The sequence below is a fragment of the Mycobacterium sp. NGS57 genome (assembly GCF_059812405.1).
Genome location: NZ_JCALCP010000003.1, coordinates 186,431 through 203,339, shown reverse-complemented (window position 1 = coordinate 203,339; position 16,909 = coordinate 186,431). Strand labels below are relative to the sequence as shown.

16 protein-coding genes are annotated in these 16,909 nt (G+C 69.5%); 7 read left to right on the top strand and 9 right to left on the bottom strand.

Annotated elements, in window-relative coordinates; all coding sequences use genetic code 11:
* Positions 1–205: 205 nt before the first annotated feature.
* From AC5Y43_RS07310 to AC5Y43_RS07290, 5 genes are all read left to right on the top strand, one after another.
* Complete coding sequence (locus tag AC5Y43_RS07310; RefSeq protein ID WP_499971532.1) at positions 206–1,405, top strand: IS30 family transposase; 1,200 nt, start codon at positions 206–208, stop codon at positions 1,403–1,405.
* A 148-nt stretch (positions 1,406–1,553) separates the two neighbouring features.
* A complete protein-coding gene (locus AC5Y43_RS07305; protein WP_499970838.1) occupies positions 1,554–3,830 on the top strand; it encodes an acyl-CoA dehydrogenase family protein in 2,277 nt (758 codons plus the stop codon).
* A gap of 18 nt (positions 3,831–3,848) precedes the next feature.
* Positions 3,849–5,219, top strand: a complete 1,371-nt coding sequence (locus AC5Y43_RS07300; protein WP_499970834.1) for a 4-hydroxyphenylacetate 3-hydroxylase N-terminal domain-containing protein — start codon at positions 3,849–3,851, stop codon at positions 5,217–5,219.
* 116 nt (positions 5,220–5,335) lie between these two features.
* Positions 5,336–6,535, top strand: coding sequence for an LLM class flavin-dependent oxidoreductase (locus AC5Y43_RS07295; protein ID WP_499970832.1), 1,200 nt, complete (start codon positions 5,336–5,338; stop codon positions 6,533–6,535).
* Positions 6,532–7,473 (top strand): LLM class flavin-dependent oxidoreductase, encoded by a 942-nt coding sequence (locus AC5Y43_RS07290; protein ID WP_499970830.1) that lies wholly within the window; start codon positions 6,532–6,534, stop codon positions 7,471–7,473. Before AC5Y43_RS07295 ends, AC5Y43_RS07290 begins: the two co-directional genes overlap by 4 nt.
* Here the strand turns inward: AC5Y43_RS07290 and AC5Y43_RS07285 are convergent.
* From AC5Y43_RS07285 to AC5Y43_RS07265, 5 genes are all read right to left on the bottom strand, one after another.
* Positions 7,420–8,178 (bottom strand): SDR family NAD(P)-dependent oxidoreductase, encoded by a 759-nt coding sequence (locus tag AC5Y43_RS07285; protein WP_499970828.1) that lies wholly within the window; start codon positions 8,176–8,178, stop codon positions 7,420–7,422. The two genes, AC5Y43_RS07290 and AC5Y43_RS07285, sit on opposite strands and share 54 nt — an antisense overlap.
* Positions 8,175–8,855 (bottom strand): GntR family transcriptional regulator, encoded by a 681-nt coding sequence (locus tag AC5Y43_RS07280; protein WP_499970826.1) that lies wholly within the window; start codon positions 8,853–8,855, stop codon positions 8,175–8,177. The genes AC5Y43_RS07285 and AC5Y43_RS07280 overlap by 4 nt, the downstream gene beginning before the upstream one ends.
* A 10-nt stretch (positions 8,856–8,865) precedes the next feature.
* On the bottom strand, positions 8,866–9,507 hold the full coding sequence (locus AC5Y43_RS07275; RefSeq protein ID WP_499970824.1) for a carboxymuconolactone decarboxylase family protein: 642 nt from the start codon (positions 9,505–9,507) through the stop codon (positions 8,866–8,868).
* An 86-nt stretch (positions 9,508–9,593) separates the two neighbouring features.
* A complete protein-coding gene (locus tag AC5Y43_RS07270; RefSeq protein ID WP_499971531.1) occupies positions 9,594–10,139 on the bottom strand; it encodes a TetR/AcrR family transcriptional regulator in 546 nt (181 codons plus the stop codon).
* 258 nt (positions 10,140–10,397) lie between these two features.
* Positions 10,398–11,171: an enoyl-CoA hydratase/isomerase family protein gene (locus AC5Y43_RS07265; protein WP_499970819.1), complete on the bottom strand. Its 774-nt coding sequence runs from the start codon at positions 11,169–11,171 to the stop codon at positions 10,398–10,400.
* A 56-nt stretch (positions 11,172–11,227) separates the two neighbouring features.
* On the opposite strand from AC5Y43_RS07265, the gene AC5Y43_RS07260 reads away from it, so the two are divergent.
* Positions 11,228–12,379, top strand: a complete 1,152-nt coding sequence (locus AC5Y43_RS07260) for an LLM class flavin-dependent oxidoreductase (protein ID WP_499970816.1) — start codon at positions 11,228–11,230, stop codon at positions 12,377–12,379.
* Between the two features lie 79 nt (positions 12,380–12,458).
* Here the strand turns inward: AC5Y43_RS07260 and AC5Y43_RS07255 are convergent, their stop codons facing one another.
* Complete coding sequence (locus AC5Y43_RS07255) at positions 12,459–13,118, bottom strand: cutinase family protein (protein WP_499970814.1); 660 nt, start codon at positions 13,116–13,118, stop codon at positions 12,459–12,461.
* Between the two features lie 75 nt (positions 13,119–13,193).
* Between AC5Y43_RS07255 and AC5Y43_RS07250 the strand changes: the two genes are divergently transcribed.
* Complete coding sequence (locus AC5Y43_RS07250) at positions 13,194–13,841, top strand: class I SAM-dependent methyltransferase (protein ID WP_499970811.1); 648 nt, start codon at positions 13,194–13,196, stop codon at positions 13,839–13,841.
* On the opposite strand, the gene mmpH is transcribed toward AC5Y43_RS07250, so the two are convergent.
* Genes mmpH through manT form a run of 3 tightly spaced genes read right to left on the bottom strand, consistent with a single transcriptional unit; the run spans position 13,828 to position 16,866 of the window.
* Positions 13,828–14,898 carry an MMP endo-(1,4)-3-O-methyl-alpha-D-mannosidase gene (gene mmpH / locus AC5Y43_RS07245; RefSeq protein ID WP_499970809.1) on the bottom strand — a complete coding sequence of 357 codons (1,071 nt, stop codon included), beginning with the start codon at positions 14,896–14,898 and terminating at the stop codon, positions 13,828–13,830. The genes AC5Y43_RS07250 and mmpH overlap by 14 nt on opposite strands.
* Complete coding sequence (locus AC5Y43_RS07240) at positions 14,885–15,643, bottom strand: class I SAM-dependent methyltransferase (RefSeq protein ID WP_499970807.1); 759 nt, start codon at positions 15,641–15,643, stop codon at positions 14,885–14,887. Before AC5Y43_RS07240 ends, mmpH begins: the two co-directional genes overlap by 14 nt.
* Positions 15,637–16,866: an MMP alpha-(1->4)-mannosyltransferase gene (gene manT, locus AC5Y43_RS07235; RefSeq protein WP_499970805.1), complete on the bottom strand. Its 1,230-nt coding sequence runs from the start codon at positions 16,864–16,866 to the stop codon at positions 15,637–15,639. The genes AC5Y43_RS07240 and manT overlap by 7 nt, the downstream gene beginning before the upstream one ends.
* Between the last annotated feature and the right edge of the window lie 43 nt (positions 16,867–16,909).

Sequence of the window (16,909 nt, the reverse complement as noted above, 5' to 3'; positions counted from 1 at the left end):
GCTCGTGGGATCTCAGACGGGGTTTCGTGGTCATGGTGTGAAGCTGGACGTCGAGTTGGCGGCGTCGGTGCGCGAAGTGTTCTGGAGGGCGGTTAGGTCGGGGTTGTCGCCGACGGCGGCGGCGACGGTGGCTGGGGTGTCGGGCGCGACGGGCCGCTCGTGGGCTCGAACTGCGGGCTATCAGACCAATACCAAGCACTACGGCATCCGGTATTCGCAGCAGGTTAAAAAGGCTTTCTGGGAGGCGTTGGACTCGGGGTTGACACCGACGCAGGCTGCGGTGAGTGTCGGCGTGTCGGAACACAGTGCTCGACGCTGGATTGAACAGGCTGGATACGTGCCAAAAACACCTATCCCCGCCGATGTCGATCTCGACGAAGAGCCCGACGCGCCACCGCGGGGCGCGTTGTCCTTTGTTGAGCGCTGCCGCCTAGAAGAACTGCTCGAAGCGCAGTATTGCCAGGCTGAGGCCGCCCGCCTGCTCAAGCGAAACCCGTCCACGATTAGCCGGGAATTAGCTCGGGGAGCCACCCGCTGTGGCTATCGCGCCCAGGTCGGCCAAGACGCCGCCGATGCGGCGCGGGCACGCCCCAAAGCGCGCAAGCTCGAAACCAACCCGGTCCTGCTCGCCGAGGTTGTGCAACGCTTAGAAAAGCGCCACAGCCCCGAGCAGATCGCGGGCCGGCTGCGCCAAGATTTCCCCGACGATCCGGAGATGTGGGTGTCTCACGAGACGATCTATCAGGCCATGTACGTTCAGCCGCGCGGTGAGCTGGCCCGGCTGGTCAACGCCGCGCTGCGCAGTGGGCGGACGCAACGAAAACATCAGGGCCGCAAGACAACCGACCCTCGTGGCCGAATCAAAGACATGATCAACATCAGCGAACGGCCGGCCGAAGCCGACGACCGTGCCATTCCAGGGCATTGGGAAGGTGATCTGATCATCGGCAAAAACCAGGCATCCCAGATCGCCACCCTCGTCGAGCGCACCACCGGATTCGTGGTGCTGTTGCACCTGCCCAACGATCGCACCGCGGCCACCGTTGCCGAGGCGATGACCGCCAAGATCCCCGAGATTCCCGAGGTGCTCCGCTTGTCGTTGACCTGGGATCAAGGCAAAGAGATGGCGCTACACACCAACATCACCGAGGCCACCGGCCTGCCGATCTACTTCTGCGACCCGCACAGTCCCTGGCAGCGCGGCACAAACGAAAACACCAACGGCTTGCTGCGCCAATACTTCCCCAAAGGCACCGACCTGTCCTTTCACGGGCCCGGCATCCTCGACAACGTCGCCGCCGAACTCAACGCCCGACCCCGCAAACGCTTCGGCTGGCGCACCCCCGCCGAAGAACTCCAACGACTACTGTCAGACCCGTCCACTTTTGTTGCGGCGACCGCCTGAATCCAAGCCGATTTTTTCGCGATAGCTGCACGCTCGGCGACCGGGGGCCTGAGTGCCAACCCCGCCACGAGACGCTCCGCTGGGATTGCATACAACCGGTCACAAAGCGGGGGTTGACACCTGTCAAAGCGGCCTTAATGTATACAAAATGGCTGTCTCCCTCGAGGCACACTCGCGCGCGTCCGAGCTCGACGAACTGCGCGACGTGGCGCGCCGGGTGGTGGCCAGACACCTGCCCTTGTCCGGGGCGCGGGACCCGCGCGCGGGCTGGGCGGCGCTGGCCGACACCGGCCTGCTCGGCATCGCCGTGCCCGAGCAGTACGGCGGCGTCGGGGCCGGCCTGACCGAACAGGCCATCGTCTGCGAGGAACTCGCGCGCGAGCTGGCGCCGGTGCCGTATTTCGCCACGGCCTGCCTGGCGGCCGCGGCGCTGGTGGCCTCCGGCGACGTCTCCGCCTGTGCCGAGCTCTTGCCCGGTCTGGTCTCCGGCGAGCGGACCGCCACCCTGGCCGACGGCACCGGCCGCGCCGAACGCGACGGGCAGGGCTGGGCCGTCAGCGGCGAATTCCACCACGTCCCCGACGGGGCCGACGCCGACGTCGTCCTCATCGCCGCCGAAACCGACTACGACACAACGCTTTTCGCCGTGACCGACGGACTGCACCGGGAGCGACTGTCCACTCTGGACGCGACGCGGCCGCTGGCCAACCTCCGCCTATCCGGTGCGCCGGCCCGGCTCGTCGGCGTCCCGGGCACCGCGGGGCCCGTCCTGGCCGCGGTGCGCCTGCGCGCGACCGCGCTGCTGGCCGCCGAACAGGCGGCGCTGGCCGAGCGGTGCGTTGCGCTCACCCGCCAATATCTGTTGGACCGCAGGCAGTTCGGCCGCCAGATCGGCGCGTTCCAGGCGCTCAAGCATCGGCTGGCCGACGCCGCCGTGCGCGCCGAGTTGGCGGCCGGCAGCGCCTGGTATGCGATCCGGCAGCTGGAGGCGGGCGCGCCCGACGCGGAGTTCGCCGCGGCCGTGGCGGCGGCCGCGTGCGGGGACACCGCGCTGCACAACGCTGCCGAGATGATCCAGTTGCACGGCGGCATCGGCTACACGTGGGAGCACGTCGCGCACCTGTACCTGCGCCGCGCCAAGGCCGACCAGTACCTGATCGATCACCCGTCGGCCCACCGCAACCGGCTCGGCGCCTGGGTGGCCGAGAACCAAACCACGTTCACTCCCGAAGCCGCCTCCGTGCCCCCGGCGGTCGAGGAGCTGCGCGCGTGGCTGGCCGGCAATCTCACCCCCGACGTCCAGGCCGACGACAACCCGCCCGCCGCCGGCGAGAAGTACTCGCCGGCGCGCCGCGATTGGTATCGCAGGCTCGGGGACGCCGGCTGGGCGACGCCGACCTGGCCGGCCGAACACGGCGGTCGCGGGCTGGGCCGCGACGAGGGCGGCGCCGTCGTCGAGGAACTGCGCCGCCGCGGCCTCGACCGGCCCGAGGAAGACTTCGTCGGCGTGTGGCTCGCCGGCCCGACGATCCTGCAGTGGGGCACCGACGCGCAGCGCGAGGCCCACCTGCGGCCGCTGGCGCGCGGTGAGCACCGGTGGTGCCAGCTGTTCAGTGAGCCCGGCGCTGGGTCCGATCTGGCGTCGCTGTCCACCGCGGCGGTGCGGATCGACGGCGACCGCTGGCTGGTCAACGGGCAAAAGGTGTGGAGCTCGTTCGCCGACACCGCCGACTTCGGGTTGCTGATGGCCCGCACCGACCCGACGCTGCCCAAACACGCGGGGATAACCTATTTCCTGCTGGACATGCGCACGCCGGGGGTCGAGGTGCGCCCGCTGCGCCAGATGACCGGCGACGCCGAATTCAACGAGGTCTTCCTGACCGACGTCGTGGTACCCGACTCCGCGCGCCTGGGACCGTTGAACGCCGGCTGGAAGGTCGGTATCAGCACGTTGATGCAGGAACGCAACAGCCTGACCGGGCCGCCGGTGGTCGGTCAGGGGGTGGCCGATCAGTTGATCGCCGAGGCGGTGGCCGGCGGGGCGTGGCACGACCCGGACATGCGAAACCGATTGCAGCACATGCTCGTTGACGAGCGCGCCCTGCAGGCCTCCGGCTTTCGCGCCAGCGTCACCCCGGGCCGGGATCCGGGCGCCATCGACTCCGTCCGCAAGCTGGTCAGCGCCGACCTGCACGAGCGCGCCGGCCGCATCCGCGTCGACCTGCGGCCCGATTTGACGCTCGGCTGGCCGGTGGACGCCGAAATGCCCGCCGGCGCAAGGTCTTTCCTGGAGATGAAAAAGTACTGCATCGCCGGCGGCACGTCGGAGATCCAGCGCAACATCATCGCCGAACGTGTGCTCGGGCTGCCCCGCGAGGCCGACCCCGACCGTGATAAGCCGTTTAATCAGCGGACCAGTCGATAAGCGAGGAGCGCAACACCGATGCTGACCGGCGAACAGTACAAGGAGTCGCTCCGCGACGGGCGGCGGATCTACCAGGACGGCAAGCTGGTGGTCGACCTGGACACCGACCCGTTGCTCGCCCCGGCCCTCAACGCGGTCGCCGCGGGCTACGACGAGTACTACCGGCCCGACGCCGACGCTGTGAACCCGCTCGTGGAGGCGCCGCGCAGCGTCGCCGAGCTGCGCGACCGGGCGCCGATCCTGACCACCATGGACCTGCTGCTCAACGTCACCTACCAGTCGCTGATGACGCTGGTGGTGGCCGCCGCGCGGCTGGGCGACGCGCACCCCGAGTTCGTCGGGCGCATCAATACCTATGTGGCACAGGCGCGTCGGGACGACATCCGCATCGCCGAGTGCATCACCGACTCCAAGGGCGACCGGTCTAAGGCGCCGGCCGCGCAGGAGGATGCCGACCAGTACGTGCGCGTGGTCGAGCGCCGCGACGGCGGCGTGGTGATCCGCGGCGCCAAGCTGCACATCAGCGCCGCGCCGTTCGCCCATCACCTGCTGGTGATGCCGACCAAGTCGATGAAGCCGGGGGAGGAGGACTACGCGCTCGCGTGTGCGGTGCCGGTCAACGCGCCGGGCGTGCACGTCGTCAGCCGGACCGTGCAGGCCCGCGGCGGGGACGATCGCGACTACCCGGTGAGCTCCGGGCGCAGCATGCCCGACGGGTTCGTCATCTTCGACGACGTGTTCGTGCCCGAGCAGCACGTGTTCCTCGACGGGGTCGCGGCGCAGGCCGGGATCTTCGCGCACTCGCTGGGCCTGTGGGAGCGCCTCGGCGGCACCGCGGTCATGGTGGAGCAGGCCGACGAGATGGTGGGCCTGGCGCAGCTGATCGCGGAAGCCAATGGGACGGCGCGGGTTTCACACGTCCGGGAAAAGATCGACGAGATGATGATCCATGCCACCATCCTGCGGGCCGGCATGGACGCCGCGATCGGCAACGCGCACACCACGCCCGAGGGTTACTACTATCCCGACGACCTCTACACCAACGCCACCAAATACCTCGGCGCGGCAAATTTCAACCTCATGGTGCGGCACCTGCACGACATCGCCGGTGGCGGCGTGATCACCACACCGTCGATGGCCGACCTGGACAACCCCGACATCGGCCCACAGCTGCGCAAGTACCTGACCGGGGCGCCCGAGGTGTCGGGTGACACCCGCGCCAAGCTCTTCCACGCCATCCGCGACGCCACCGCCGACGCCTACGGCGGCTGGCATCTGGTGACCAACGTGCAATCCGGCGGTGGGTTGTTCGCCCAGCGGCTGGTGACGCGCAAGCACTACGACCTGGAGCGGGCCAAGCGGCTGGCGCGGCGGGCCGCCCACCTCTGACCGCGAGAGTGCCACTACCGACACCGCTTCCTGGGCAAACGCGTCGGCAGCTGCACTCTCGCGGCCTGTAAGCCCCGGCCTTGCGTTGAACGTGAACGTAGACGTAGATTCAACTCATGCGCTTTGGAGTGTTCATCGCTCCCTACCACATGGTCGGGGAGAATCCGACGCTCGCGTTCGAGCGTGACCTGCAACTCGTCGAGGCCGCCGAGGACCTCGGCTACGAGGAAGCGTGGTTCGGCGAACACCATTCCGGCGGAACGGAAATCAGTGGCGCGCCGGACCTGATGATCGCGACGGCCGCCGCGCGCACCAAGCGGATCCGGCTGGGCACCGGCGTGGTCTCGCTGCCGTACTACCACCCGTTCATGTTCGCCGACCGCATGGTGCAACTCGACCACCTGACCAGGGGCCGGCTGATCGTGGGTGTCGGGCCGGGCGCCCTTCCGGGCGACGCGTACATGATGGGCATCGAAACCACTCGCCTGCGCGACAGGATGCTCGAGTCGCTGGACGCGGTGCTCGAGCTGTGGCGCGACGAGGCGCCCGTCAACCGCGAGACCGACTGGTTCACGTTGCGCGACGCCCGCCTGCAGTTGCGGCCGTACAGCAGGCCCGGCATCGAGGTGAGCGTGGCGGTGACGGCGTCGCCGTCCGGGCCGGTGGCGGCGGGCAGGTTCGGGATCGGGCTGTTGTCCATCGCCGCGACGCAACAGAAGGCGTTCGACGCGCTGGCGCGCAACTGGCGCACCGCGACCGAGACCGCGGCCGCGCACGGCACCACCGTCAGCCGCCAGGGCTGGCGCATGTGCGGACCGATGCACATCGCCGAATCCGAGGAGCAGGCGCGCCGGGACGTCGAGATCGGGCTGGCGCAATGGGTCGACTATTTCCAAAACGTCGGCGCTATACCGATTTTGGGCGACTTCGATCCGGGCGAGGACATCGTGGCGGCCGTCAACGAGACGGGCGTCGGCGTGATCGGCACCCCGGACATGGCGATCGACCAATTGCGCCGGCTGGAGAAGCAGTCCGGGGGTTTCGGCACTTATCTGCTGATGGCGCACGAGTGGGCCAACCGGGAGGCCACGCTGCGCTCCTACGAGCTGATCAGCCGGTACGTCACCCCGGTGTTCCAGGATTCGCTCGAACCGCTGGAGCGCAGCCGGGACTGGACGATCTTCCACCGCGAGACGCTGATGGGCAACATCACCAACGCGATCGTCGGCGCGACGCAGCAGTTCCTCGACGAGCGCGACGCGCGCCGCCGCGCGGCCGAACAAGAGCAAGCCGAAGCGCTGCACGCCCGTCAGTGACCGACTTCGGCGTCCTGCTGTTTCCCAACGCGGCGTGGCCGACGCTGGTGGACCGCTGCGAGCGCGCCGAGGAGTTGGGCTTCCGCAGCCTGTGGATCGACGACCACGGCGCCAATCCGCAAGCGCCGAGGTCGAATTGGCTGGAGGCCTTCACCACGCTGGCCGGCCTGGCCAGCTGCACGCGACGCATTCTGTTGGGTCCGTTGGTGTCCAACGTCATCCTGCGGCATCCGGTGCTGCTGGCGCGCCAGGCGATCACGCTGGAGAACATGTCGGGCGGGCGGCTGCAGCTGGGCATCGGCGCCGGGTATGCGCCCACCGACCACGCGCTCGTGGGCGCCGAGCCATGGCCGCAACAGGAGCGCGCCGAACGGTTCGCCGAGGCGGTCGAGCTGATCGACGCGCTGCTGCGCGCCGAGCCCGTCCACTACGCCGGGCGACACTATCGCGCTGACGGCATCCGGCTGCGCCCGCCGCCGATCCAGCGGCCCCGGCCGCCGCTGTGCGTTGCCGCCCACGACGTTTCGAGCCTGCGGCTGGCCGCCCGATTCGGCGACATCTGGAGTTCCTTCGGCGGCTGGGGGCTGTCGTCGCGGCGGCTGCTGGAGCTCACCACGAAGCGCTCGGCGCTGCTCGACGAGTTCTGCGCGGAGTTGGGCCGTGACCCGAACGGCATCCGCCGGCAGATCCTGGCGGGCAGCCCGGCCACCACCCCCGACCCGATCTGGTCGTCGGTGGCGGCGTTCGACGACTGGGTGGCGGGCTGGCGACGGGCCGGCATCGACGAGATCGTCTTGTATTTCCCGCCGGAACTGCTCTACGAGCCGGAGTTGATCGACCCCGCGGTGCTGGAGCACCTGCGCGGGTTGCTGTTGGCCCGGATGTCAGGTGAGCAGCGCGCCGCCGTCGACGGGCAGCACCGCGCCGCTGACGAATGACGCGGCCGGGCTGGCCAGAAACAGCACGGCGGCGGCCACCTCGTCGGGCTCGCCCAGCCGTGCGGCGGGCACCCGGGTGGCGACGAAGTCGTCGTTGAAGCCGTCCGGCGTGTGTTCGGTCAGGCCGGTCGACAGGAATCCGGGTGCCACGGCGTTGACCCGAATTCCCTTGCGGCCGGTCCACTGCCGGGCCAGGTCCCGGGTGAGGCCCAGCAGCCCGGCCTTGCTCGACACGTAGCCCGCCTGCGGCAGCCCCGTCGTGGTCAGCCCCAAAATGCTGCTGATCATCACGATCGCCGAGCCCGGCGGCATGACCCGACCGCACGCCTGGCTCATCCAGTAGGCGCCCATCAGGTTCACCTCGACGGTGCGCCGGAACTGCTCGGGATCCTCCCGGGTCGCGGGCGCGGCGGTGCCCACCCCGGCGTTGTTCACCAGGACGTCCACCCGGCCGAACCGGTCCACGACCGCACCCACCGCGGCCGTGCAGGATTCGGAATCGGCGACGTCGAGCTGAAAAGCCGCCGCGTCGATGCCGTCGGCGCGCAACGCGGCGCACCGCGCCTCGGCCTCGTCGACGCGGCGGCCCGCCAGCGCGATTCGCGCTCCGGCGGCCCCGAGCGCGCGGGCGATCGCCAGGCCCAGCTGCGACGTCGCCCCGGTGACCACCGCGACGCGGCCGTCGAGGCGGAACCGCTCCCTCACGAAGCGTGCGTCTCGGTTTCGCGCCGCGATTGCAGGGCCAGCAGTGAGTCGCGGCCCTGCAGAATGTGCTCGGCCATCAGCGCGCCGGCGCGCTCGGGCTCGCGGGCCGCGATGGCGTCGCGCACCATGCGGTGGAACAGGTTCGACCGCTCGCTTTCGGCGCGGGTCTGATGCCGAAAGACCTGGTACACCAGCGGGATGTCGACGGCGTGCTCCAGCAGCGCCGAGAGCCTCCGGTGTTGCGCCCCCTCGACGATGGCCCGGTGAAAGGCGCTGTTGGCAGCCGTGATTCGGCGCAGGCCCGCGTCGGCTGAACCGCCCGACGCGAGCTCGATCCCGGCGTCGAAGTCGGCGATCGCCGCGTCCAGCGCCGCGATGCCCTCGGCGCCCATCCGGACCGCGGCGCGTTCGGCCGCCAGCGATTCGAGCCGCGCCCGCAGTTCGTACTGGTCGCGGATGTCGGTCTCCGACATCGTCGCGACGATGGCGCCGCGGTTGCGTTCGATGACGACCAGGCCGTCGGCCGCCAAGGCGCGCAACGCTTCCCGCACCGGCGTGCGGGACAGGTCGAACATCTCGCCGATGCGCTGCTCGACCAGCCGCGAACCCGGCTCGAAGTCGCCCTCGGCGATGGCGCGCCGGATGAGCCGGTAGGCCAGCTGTGACCGGCCGTCCATCTCGGTCACCTCAGTCCCGCCCCGACGTCGCCGCGCCGATGTCCAGCACGCCGCCGCCGTCGGGGTCCTCGACCTCCACGACCGGATCGTCGGCGTCGTCGAATTCCAGCCGCAGCGCCCGCGACATGATCGCATGCATCACGTACATCGTTGTGGTGTAGGTGAATTCGAGGATCTCGGTGTCGGTGAACACCTCGCGCATCTGGTCGAACAGCCGCTCGGGCACCCGGCCGTGTTGGCCCGCAAGGCAATCCGCGTAGGCCAGCAGCAGCCGCTCGGTGTGGTCGAAGCAGTCGGCGGTCTGCCAGGACGGGATCGCGGCGATCTTCTCCTCGGACAATCCCGCCGACCGGCAGGCCTTGCAGTGCTGGGAGAACACGAATTGGCTGCCCACCACCCAGCCGGCCCGGATCTGGCCCAGCTCGCGGTGATCGGGCCGGATCGAGACCTCCTCGCGGTAGAGGCGGAACCCGCGCACGGCGTGGCGCAGGGCGGCGGGGGATTGGGCCATCACCGTCCACCAGTTGCCGGGGGTCCCGCCGACGGTGCCCGGTTCGGCCACCGGATCGCGGTCGCCGAACATGAAGTCGTACATCTTCAGCGTGAAGTCGTCGGTGACCTCAGCGCGGGGGATTGGCGTCAAGCGTGGCATGATTGCATTCAATCCCAGCCCCGGGCGGCGCGTCAACGCAGTTCAATCCAAACTTGACCCCCAGATTGCGTACAGTCCGGGCGTATTCAGGGACGAAGGCCGGTCAGCACCATCGCCGCGAACGCGTCGCCGATCTCGTTGAGCGTGTTGCGCCCGCCGGGGACATACCAGCGGTGAATCCAGTTGTGCATGCCCAGCACGCCGAGCATCACCAGCCGCGGGTCGAGGTCCTTGCGAAAGACACCCGACGCCACGCCCTCCTCGACGATCGCCAGCAGCGTCTTGCCGTACGCGTCGGCGTTGGCGACGATGTCGGCCGCCTCGGGGATGGCCGCGATGTGCTGGCTTTCGTTGAACAGCAGGAAGACCTCGGGGTAGGTGGCGAGGTCTTCGATGTACGCCTGCAGCGCGCGGCGCAGCTTCTCGTCGGCCGGCGCGTCGGCGTCGAGCGCCGCACGGCAGTGGCGGGTCATCGCGTAGGCCGGCTCCTCGATCAGCGCGACCAGCAGCTCCTCCTTCGTCCCCACGTAGTAGTAGAGCGAGGCGCGGTTGATACCCACCTCGACGGCGACGTCCTCGAGCCGGGCCCGGGCGTAGCCCTCGCGGCGAAAGACCTCCGCGGCGCCCTTCAGGATGGTCTGCCACCGCTCGCCGGAGGCGCGGCGATCGGCGTTACGCCGTTCCTGGCGGCGGCGTGCGTTGTCGCTCGGTTCGCCGCGCTGTTGGCGTGTGGCTGGAATCGTCGGCCTCCCTCGTGCACCCGTCGGTTTGCCAAAATACGCGATCGACCCGGCGACCTGCGAATTGCCAGTTTATCAACATGAACGTTGACGTTGACAAAAGTCGGAAGGGCGTCGTAGCGTTCGGAGTTGATGCCCGGTCAGTCCCGCTCACTCGCGGCCCAGCTTCGCCATCGCGGCGCGGAAGTCGGCGTGTTCCATGGCCGCGGCCTCCAGCGCGAGCGACAACGGCAGCACGGCGCCGGACGCCAGCGCCAGCAGCCGGTTGATCGCCGCCTTCGTGCCCTGCACGGCCTGCGGGGCCAGCGCGGCCAAGCGCTCGGCCATCGCCATGGCCGAGGGCAGCACGTCGGGCGCCGCGACGACGCGGGTGATCAGCCCGAAGCGTTCCGCCTCTGCGGCGGTGAGGATTTCGCCGGTCATCAGCAGGTGCTTGGCCCGGTTGAGCCCGACCAGCAGCGGCCAGATCACCGCGGCCCCGTTGCCGGCCGGCAACGCCGCATGCACGTGCAGGTCGCCGAGCTTGGCCGCCTCGGCCATGTACGAGACGTCGGCCAGGGTGGCCAGCACCGCGCCCAGCCCGATCGCGTGTCCGTTGACGGCGGCCACCAGGGGCTTGGTCAGCCCGACGATGTCGTCAAAGATGTGGCGCGCCTCCTCGATCGGGGTGCGCCCGGTCGTCGTCGCGTACCGGCGGGTGGCGGATTCGTCGCCCCCGGCGGAGAAGGCCCGGCCCGCGCCGGTCAGCACCACCGCGCGCACGCGGGCGTCGTCCTGGGCCGCGGCGAACACGGTCGAGAGCTCCGAATGCATCACGTCGTCAACGGCATTGGCCTTGTCGGGCCGGTTCAGGGTCAACACCGCGACGCCGGTCTCGGAATGCACCGCGACGTCGACGGTGCGGTAGGCGGCCGGGTCGAGCATGGCGCGCGTCCTTTCTTCAACGTGAACGTTGACGTAGAGCATAGGAGCAGGATGGCATGTTGAGGTTCGGGACTTTCATCGCGCCGTATCACCCTGTGCGGGAGAGCCCGCTGACCACCTACGAACGCGATCTCGAGCTGATCGAGTGGTGCGACAGGTGGGGGTTCGACGAGGCCTGGGTGGGCGAACATCATTCGGCGGCTTGGGAGAACATCGCCGATCCCGCGATGTTCCTGGCCGTGGCCGGGCAGCGGACCACGCGGATCCGGCTCGGCTCCGGGGTGGTCAGCCTGCCGTACCACCACCCGATGATGGTGGCCGACCAGTTCGTGCAGCTGGACTACCTCACCCGCGGCCGCGCGATGCTCGGCGTGGGCCCCGGCGCGCTGATCTCGGACGCGACGATGATGGGCATCGACCCGGTGACCCAGCGGCCGCGCATGAACGAGGCGCTGGGCGTCATCATCCGGCTGCTGGCCGGCGAGACCGTCACCCATCACAGCGACTGGTTCACGCTGGAAGAGGCCCGGCTGCAACTACTTCCGGTCAACGGCTCGATGCCGATCGCGGTCGCCTCGAGCACGTCGCCGTCGGGCATGACGGCCGCGGGCACCCACGGGGTCGGCGTGCTGTCGCTCGGGGCGGGCCTGATCGGTGGCAAGAAGGATCTCGCGGCGCACTGGGCGTTGGGGGAGAAGGCCGCCGCGGAGAGCGGCAAGCAGCTGCGGCGCGAGGAATGGCGCCTGGTCATCCGGGCCCACCTGGCCGACACGCGCGAGCAGGCCATGGCCGAGGTCCGGGACGGGCGGGAGGCCGAGCGCATCGGTTACTTCAAGCGCGTCGCGGGACTGAAGAACGACTACACGCTGGAGCAGGAGATCGCGGAGGACGCCGCGATCGTGGGCACGCCCGACGACATGATCGAGGCATTGCACCGATTGCAGAGCGCCACAGGCGGATTCGGCGGGTTCTTGGTGCTGGCCGGCGATTGGGCCGACCGCGCGGCGACGCTGCGCAGCTACGAATTGATGGGCCGCTACGTGATTCCCGAGTTCCGCGGCCACCTGGATCCGCTGCGGGCCAGCTACGACACGGTGGTGGCCAAGAAGCGCGACTTCGGCGCGCCGGCGATGGCCGCGATCAAGAAGGCCTACGAGGACGCCGGCCAGCAGATGCCCGAGGATCTGAACCCAACGAATTTGCGTTAGCCCCCCGCGAGGCTGTAAGTGCCGACACCCCTTCTCGGGCGATGCGTCGACAGTTACAGTCTCGCGAACGAATCGGATGCTAGAGCTTGCCCGCGACGAAGTCGGCGGCCTGGTTGGCCATGCCCGCGTCGATGTACGCGCCTGCGAGGTGCTGCGGCCAGTTCTCTTTCCAGGTGTTCGGGTCGGCCGGGTTGCAGATGGGGTCGGCGCCGTGGCACAGCTCGATGGTCCGGTCGTCGTAGATCGGGCTGAACCTCGTGATCGGGCCCGCCCACGCGCTTCCGTTGCCGAACAGCGCGACGGCGGCGATGTGCTGATCGGTGCCCGGCGGTAGCGGGCTGTCGAAGCCGAAGGCGGAGACGGGCGCCGCGAGCACCACGTCGGTGACCGCCGCGCCCAGCGAGTAGCCGCCCAGCACCAGTCGGGTGTCGGGACAGCTGTTGACCACGTCCTGGATGTGGCGGCTCATGTCGTTGGCGCCCTGGGCGACTTCGGTGTCGGCGGGGTACTGCACGGCATAGCTGCTGACGTTCCTCGACACCTTGGATCGGAGGGCGCTGATGAACGCGTTGCCCAGTACCCCCGGGCCGGGTGATTCCTTGCGGCCGCGGGCGAACACGACCTGCACGGGGGAACAGCCGGCGGCGACGGCCTTCGGCGCGGTTGCCGGCGCCCCGAGGGGAAGCACCGCAGCGGCGACCGACAGCCCGGCCGTGACGAGGATAGGTAATGCGCGCACAGCACGATGTTAGAGCGATTGCGCCCGCGCCGCTCGCCGGCCCGAACGGGAGTGCGCGCCTGATAGGTTCGGCTGATGAGCCGCGCCGATGTCAGTTCGCCCGAGCGCCTGTTCGCGATGGCCGAGCAGGTGCAGGGTTTCATGCCGCCCGACGAGGGCCGCGCGCTGTATGACGCCGCGCTGCGCTACCTCGGCGGCGGCGTCGGCGTCGAGATCGGCACCTACTGCGGCAAATCCACCCTGTTGCTCGGCGCGGCGGCGCAACAAACCGGCGGCGTGCTCTACACCGTCGACCACCACCACGGCTCCGAAGAGCACCAGGCCGGCTGGGAGTACCACGACGCGTCGCTGGTCGACGAGGTCACCGGCCTGTTCGACACGCTGCCGTCCTTCCGTCGCACGCTCGACGCCGCAGGGCTCGACGACCACGTCGTCGCCGTCGTCGGCCGCTCGCCGGTCGTGGCTCGGGGCTGGGGATCGCCGCTGCGATTCTTGTTCATCGACGGCGGCCACTCCGAGCAGGCCGCGAACGAGGACTTCGAGGGCTGGGCGAAGTGGGTGGAGGTCGGCGGTGCGCTGCTCATCCACGACGTGTTCCCCGATCCGAAGGACGGGGGGCGCCCGCCGTACCACATCTACCGGCGTGCGATGGATTCCGGTCAGTTCGAAGAGGTTTCGGCGATCGGGTCGCTGCGGGTGCTGGAACGGATCAGCGGCCCGTAGCCACGCATTCGCAGTCGAAGTCGGTCTGCAGGCCCATCGGTAGCGCGTCGCCGCGGAAGATCCCGCCGCCCGCGGTGGTGTCCGACAGCGCGTCGGCCGCCAGGATCATCGCCGCGCCGGTCCACGTGGTGCGCTCCTCGGGCCAGCGCTTCCCGTCGGCGAATACCAGGCCGGTCCAATAGGATCCGTCCTCTTCGCGCAGGTGCTGCATCGCGGCGAACTGCCGGTGCGCGGCCGACCGGTGGCCGATGGCGTCGAGTGCCATCACCAGCTCGCACGTCTCGGCGCCGGTGACCCAGGGCCGGTCGCCGACGCAGCGGATGCCCAGACCGTCGACGACGAAGTCGTTCCAGCGCTGATTGATCCGCTCGGCGGCCGCCGGCCCGCGCAGGGCACCGCCGAGGATGGGGTAGTACCAGTCCATCGAGTAGCGGTCCTTTTCGGTGAACGCCTCCGGATGCGCAGCGATCGCGTGGCCCAGCCTGCCGAGCGCCAGTTCCCATTCCGGCTGCGGGTCGTCGACGAGCGCGGCCAGCGCCAGCGCGCAGCGGATACTGTGGAACACGCTGGCGCACCCGGTCAGCAGCGCTTCCTGCTGGGGCCCGGCTTCGCTTCGGGCCCAGGCGATCTCGCCGTAGCCGAACTGCAGGTCGATGACAAAGTCGATCGCCTTGTGGACCACCGGCCACATCGTCGCCGCGAACGACTCGTCGCCGGTGATCAGCGCGTGGTGCCACACGCCGGTGGCGATGTAGGCGCAGAAGTTGCTGTCGCTGTTGGCGTCCTCGACGACGCCGGCGCGGGTTTGGATGGCCCAGGAACCGTCGGTCCGCTGCGTGCGGCGGCTCCACTCGAACGCCGCGCGCGCCGACTCCAGCAGCCCGGCCGCGGTGAGCGCCATCGCGCATTCGATGTGATCCCAGGGATCGGTGTGACCACCGGCGAACCAGGGGATGGCGCCCGAGGACTCCTGCTCGGCGGCTATCGACAGCGCGGTCTGGCGGCACTGACCGGGGGTGAGAACGCCCGGGACGGCCGGCGCGCTAACCCGACGCAACGGAATACCCCGGAGCGGCTTCACTTTCGGTCGCGTGCGACTTGGTGAAATACATGACGACGCTCTTGCCCACGAGCGGGTCGAGCAGGGACTCCGCGAGCCGCGTCACCTTCGGCCGCTGCATGAGGTCCCACACCAGGAGCTTGTGGTAGGCGGCCACCGCGGGATGATCCGGCTTGGAGACGCCCACCGCGCATTTCAGCCACCAGAACGGCGAGTGCAGCGCGTGCGCGTGATGGGTGTGCATCAATTCCATTGTGCCACTGCGGATCTTGTCGCGCAGGTTGCTAGCCCGGTAGATGCGCACGTGGCCACCCTCGTTGGCGTGGTATTCGTCGGACAGCGCCCAGCACACCCGTTCGGGCAGCCAGCGTGGGACGCTGACCGCCAGCGTGCCACCGACTTTGAGGACCCGCACCAGTTCGGCGATGGCGGCGTCGTCGGCGGGAATGTGTTCGAGGATCTCGGATGCGATGACGCAGTCGAACGTCTCGTCGGCATACGGCAGGTTCAGCGCGTCGCCGACGACCACCTCCGCCGACGCCGCCGCCGGCGCCTCGCCGGTCTCGGCCATCGCCCGCAAAATGGTGTCGACGGAACGCAATTCGGCTTCGTCGCGGTCGAAGGCGACGACGTCGGCGCCGCGACGGTAGGCTTCGAACGCGTGCCGTCCGGCCCCACAGCCGACGTCGATGACCTTGATGGCCGGCCCGATGCCGAGCCGGTCGAAGTCCACGGTCAGCATCGCGCGATCGCCCGCTCGTAGACGCCGACGGTCTGGGCGGCGACGGCTTCCCAGCTGAACACGTTGACGGCGCGCTCGCGGCCGGCCTTGCCCATGGTGCGCCGCTTTTCGGGGGAGTCGAGCAGCTCGCCGAGCGCGCCGGTGAGCGCGTCGACGTCGGCGGGCGGCACCAGCTCGGCGCAGGCGCCGTCGGTCCCCAGCACCTCGGGCAGCGCGCCGACCCGGCTGGCCACGATGGGCGTGCCGCTGGACATGGCCTCCACCGCGGGCAGCGAAAACCCTTCGTAGAGCGAGGGAATGCAGGCGACCTCGGCCGAGGCGAACAGCGCGGCCAGCTCGGAATCGGAAAGACCGCTGGTGATGTGGACGATGTCGGAGATGCCCAGTTCGGCGATGAGCTTATGGGTGGGACCGTGCGGCTCGACCTTGGCGACCAGTCGCAGCTCGACGTCGCGGCGCGTGCGCAGCCTGGCGACGGCCTGCAGCAGGGTGCGAACGCCCTTCAGCGGGGTGTCGGCGCTGGCGATCGCGATGATCCGGCCGGGATGGCGAGGTTGCGTTCCCGGCTGGAACAGCTCGGTGTTCACCCCCAGCGGCACCACGTGCAGCTGATCCCGCGCGACACCGAAGTCGGCGACAATGTCCGCGGCCGACGACGACGACACCGTCAGCAGGTCGGGGATCTGGCGTGCCACCTCTTCCTGCATCTTGGAAAAGCCATACCAGCGATGCACCAACGGCTTTCGCCACCACCGCGCGGCGGCGACGTCGAGCACCCGGTCGCGGGTGATGGGGTGGTGCACGGTCGCCACCACCGGCAGCCCCGCGCCGGCGATCGCGAGCAGTCCGGTGCCCAGGCTCTGGTTGTCGTGCACGACGTCGAAGTCCCCGGGCCGCTCGGCCAGCAGCCGCGCGACGCGCATGGTGAACGTTCGTGGTTCGGGAAAGCCCGCGGTCCAGACGGTGAGCAGTTCCAGCAGATCGATCGAGTCGCGGATCTCGCCGGGCCGCGGCACCCGGAACGGGTCGGGCTCGCGGTAGAGGTCGAGGCTGGGCACCTTGGTCAGCCGCACCCGCGGGTCGAGCAGCTCCGGATAGGGCTGGCCGGAAAACACTTCGACGTCGTGACCGAGTTCCACCAGACCGTGGCTGAGATGGCGCACGTAGACGCCCTGTCCGCCGCAATGGGTCTTACTGCGGTAGGACAGCAGGGCAATTCGCATACTTAACTCTTATCCGCCGGAGAATGAGCGCGGACGGCCGCCC

What these genes read in the sequence shown, in the direction of transcription:
- AC5Y43_RS07305 (WP_499970838.1), top strand. Translation starts at nt 1,554, where the DNA reads ATGGCTGTCTCCCTCGAGGCACACTCGCGCGCGTCCGAGCTCGACGAA.
- AC5Y43_RS07300 (WP_499970834.1), top strand. Translation starts at nt 3,849, where the DNA reads ATGCTGACCGGCGAACAGTACAAGGAGTCGCTCCGCGACGGGCGGCGG.
- AC5Y43_RS07295 (WP_499970832.1), top strand. Translation starts at nt 5,336, where the DNA reads ATGCGCTTTGGAGTGTTCATCGCTCCCTACCACATGGTCGGGGAGAAT.
- AC5Y43_RS07280 (WP_499970826.1), bottom strand. Translation starts at nt 8,855, where the DNA reads ATGGACGGCCGGTCACAGCTGGCCTACCGGCTCATCCGGCGCGCCATC.
- AC5Y43_RS07275 (WP_499970824.1), bottom strand. Translation starts at nt 9,507, where the DNA reads ATGCCACGCTTGACGCCAATCCCCCGCGCTGAGGTCACCGACGACTTC.
- AC5Y43_RS07265 (WP_499970819.1), bottom strand. Translation starts at nt 11,171, where the DNA reads ATGCTCGACCCGGCCGCCTACCGCACCGTCGACGTCGCGGTGCATTCC.
- AC5Y43_RS07260 (WP_499970816.1), top strand. Translation starts at nt 11,228, where the DNA reads ATGTTGAGGTTCGGGACTTTCATCGCGCCGTATCACCCTGTGCGGGAG.
- AC5Y43_RS07250 (WP_499970811.1), top strand. Translation starts at nt 13,194, where the DNA reads ATGAGCCGCGCCGATGTCAGTTCGCCCGAGCGCCTGTTCGCGATGGCC.
- AC5Y43_RS07240 (WP_499970807.1), bottom strand. Translation starts at nt 15,643, where the DNA reads ATGCTGACCGTGGACTTCGACCGGCTCGGCATCGGGCCGGCCATCAAG.
- manT (WP_499970805.1), bottom strand. Translation starts at nt 16,866, where the DNA reads ATGCGAATTGCCCTGCTGTCCTACCGCAGTAAGACCCATTGCGGCGGA.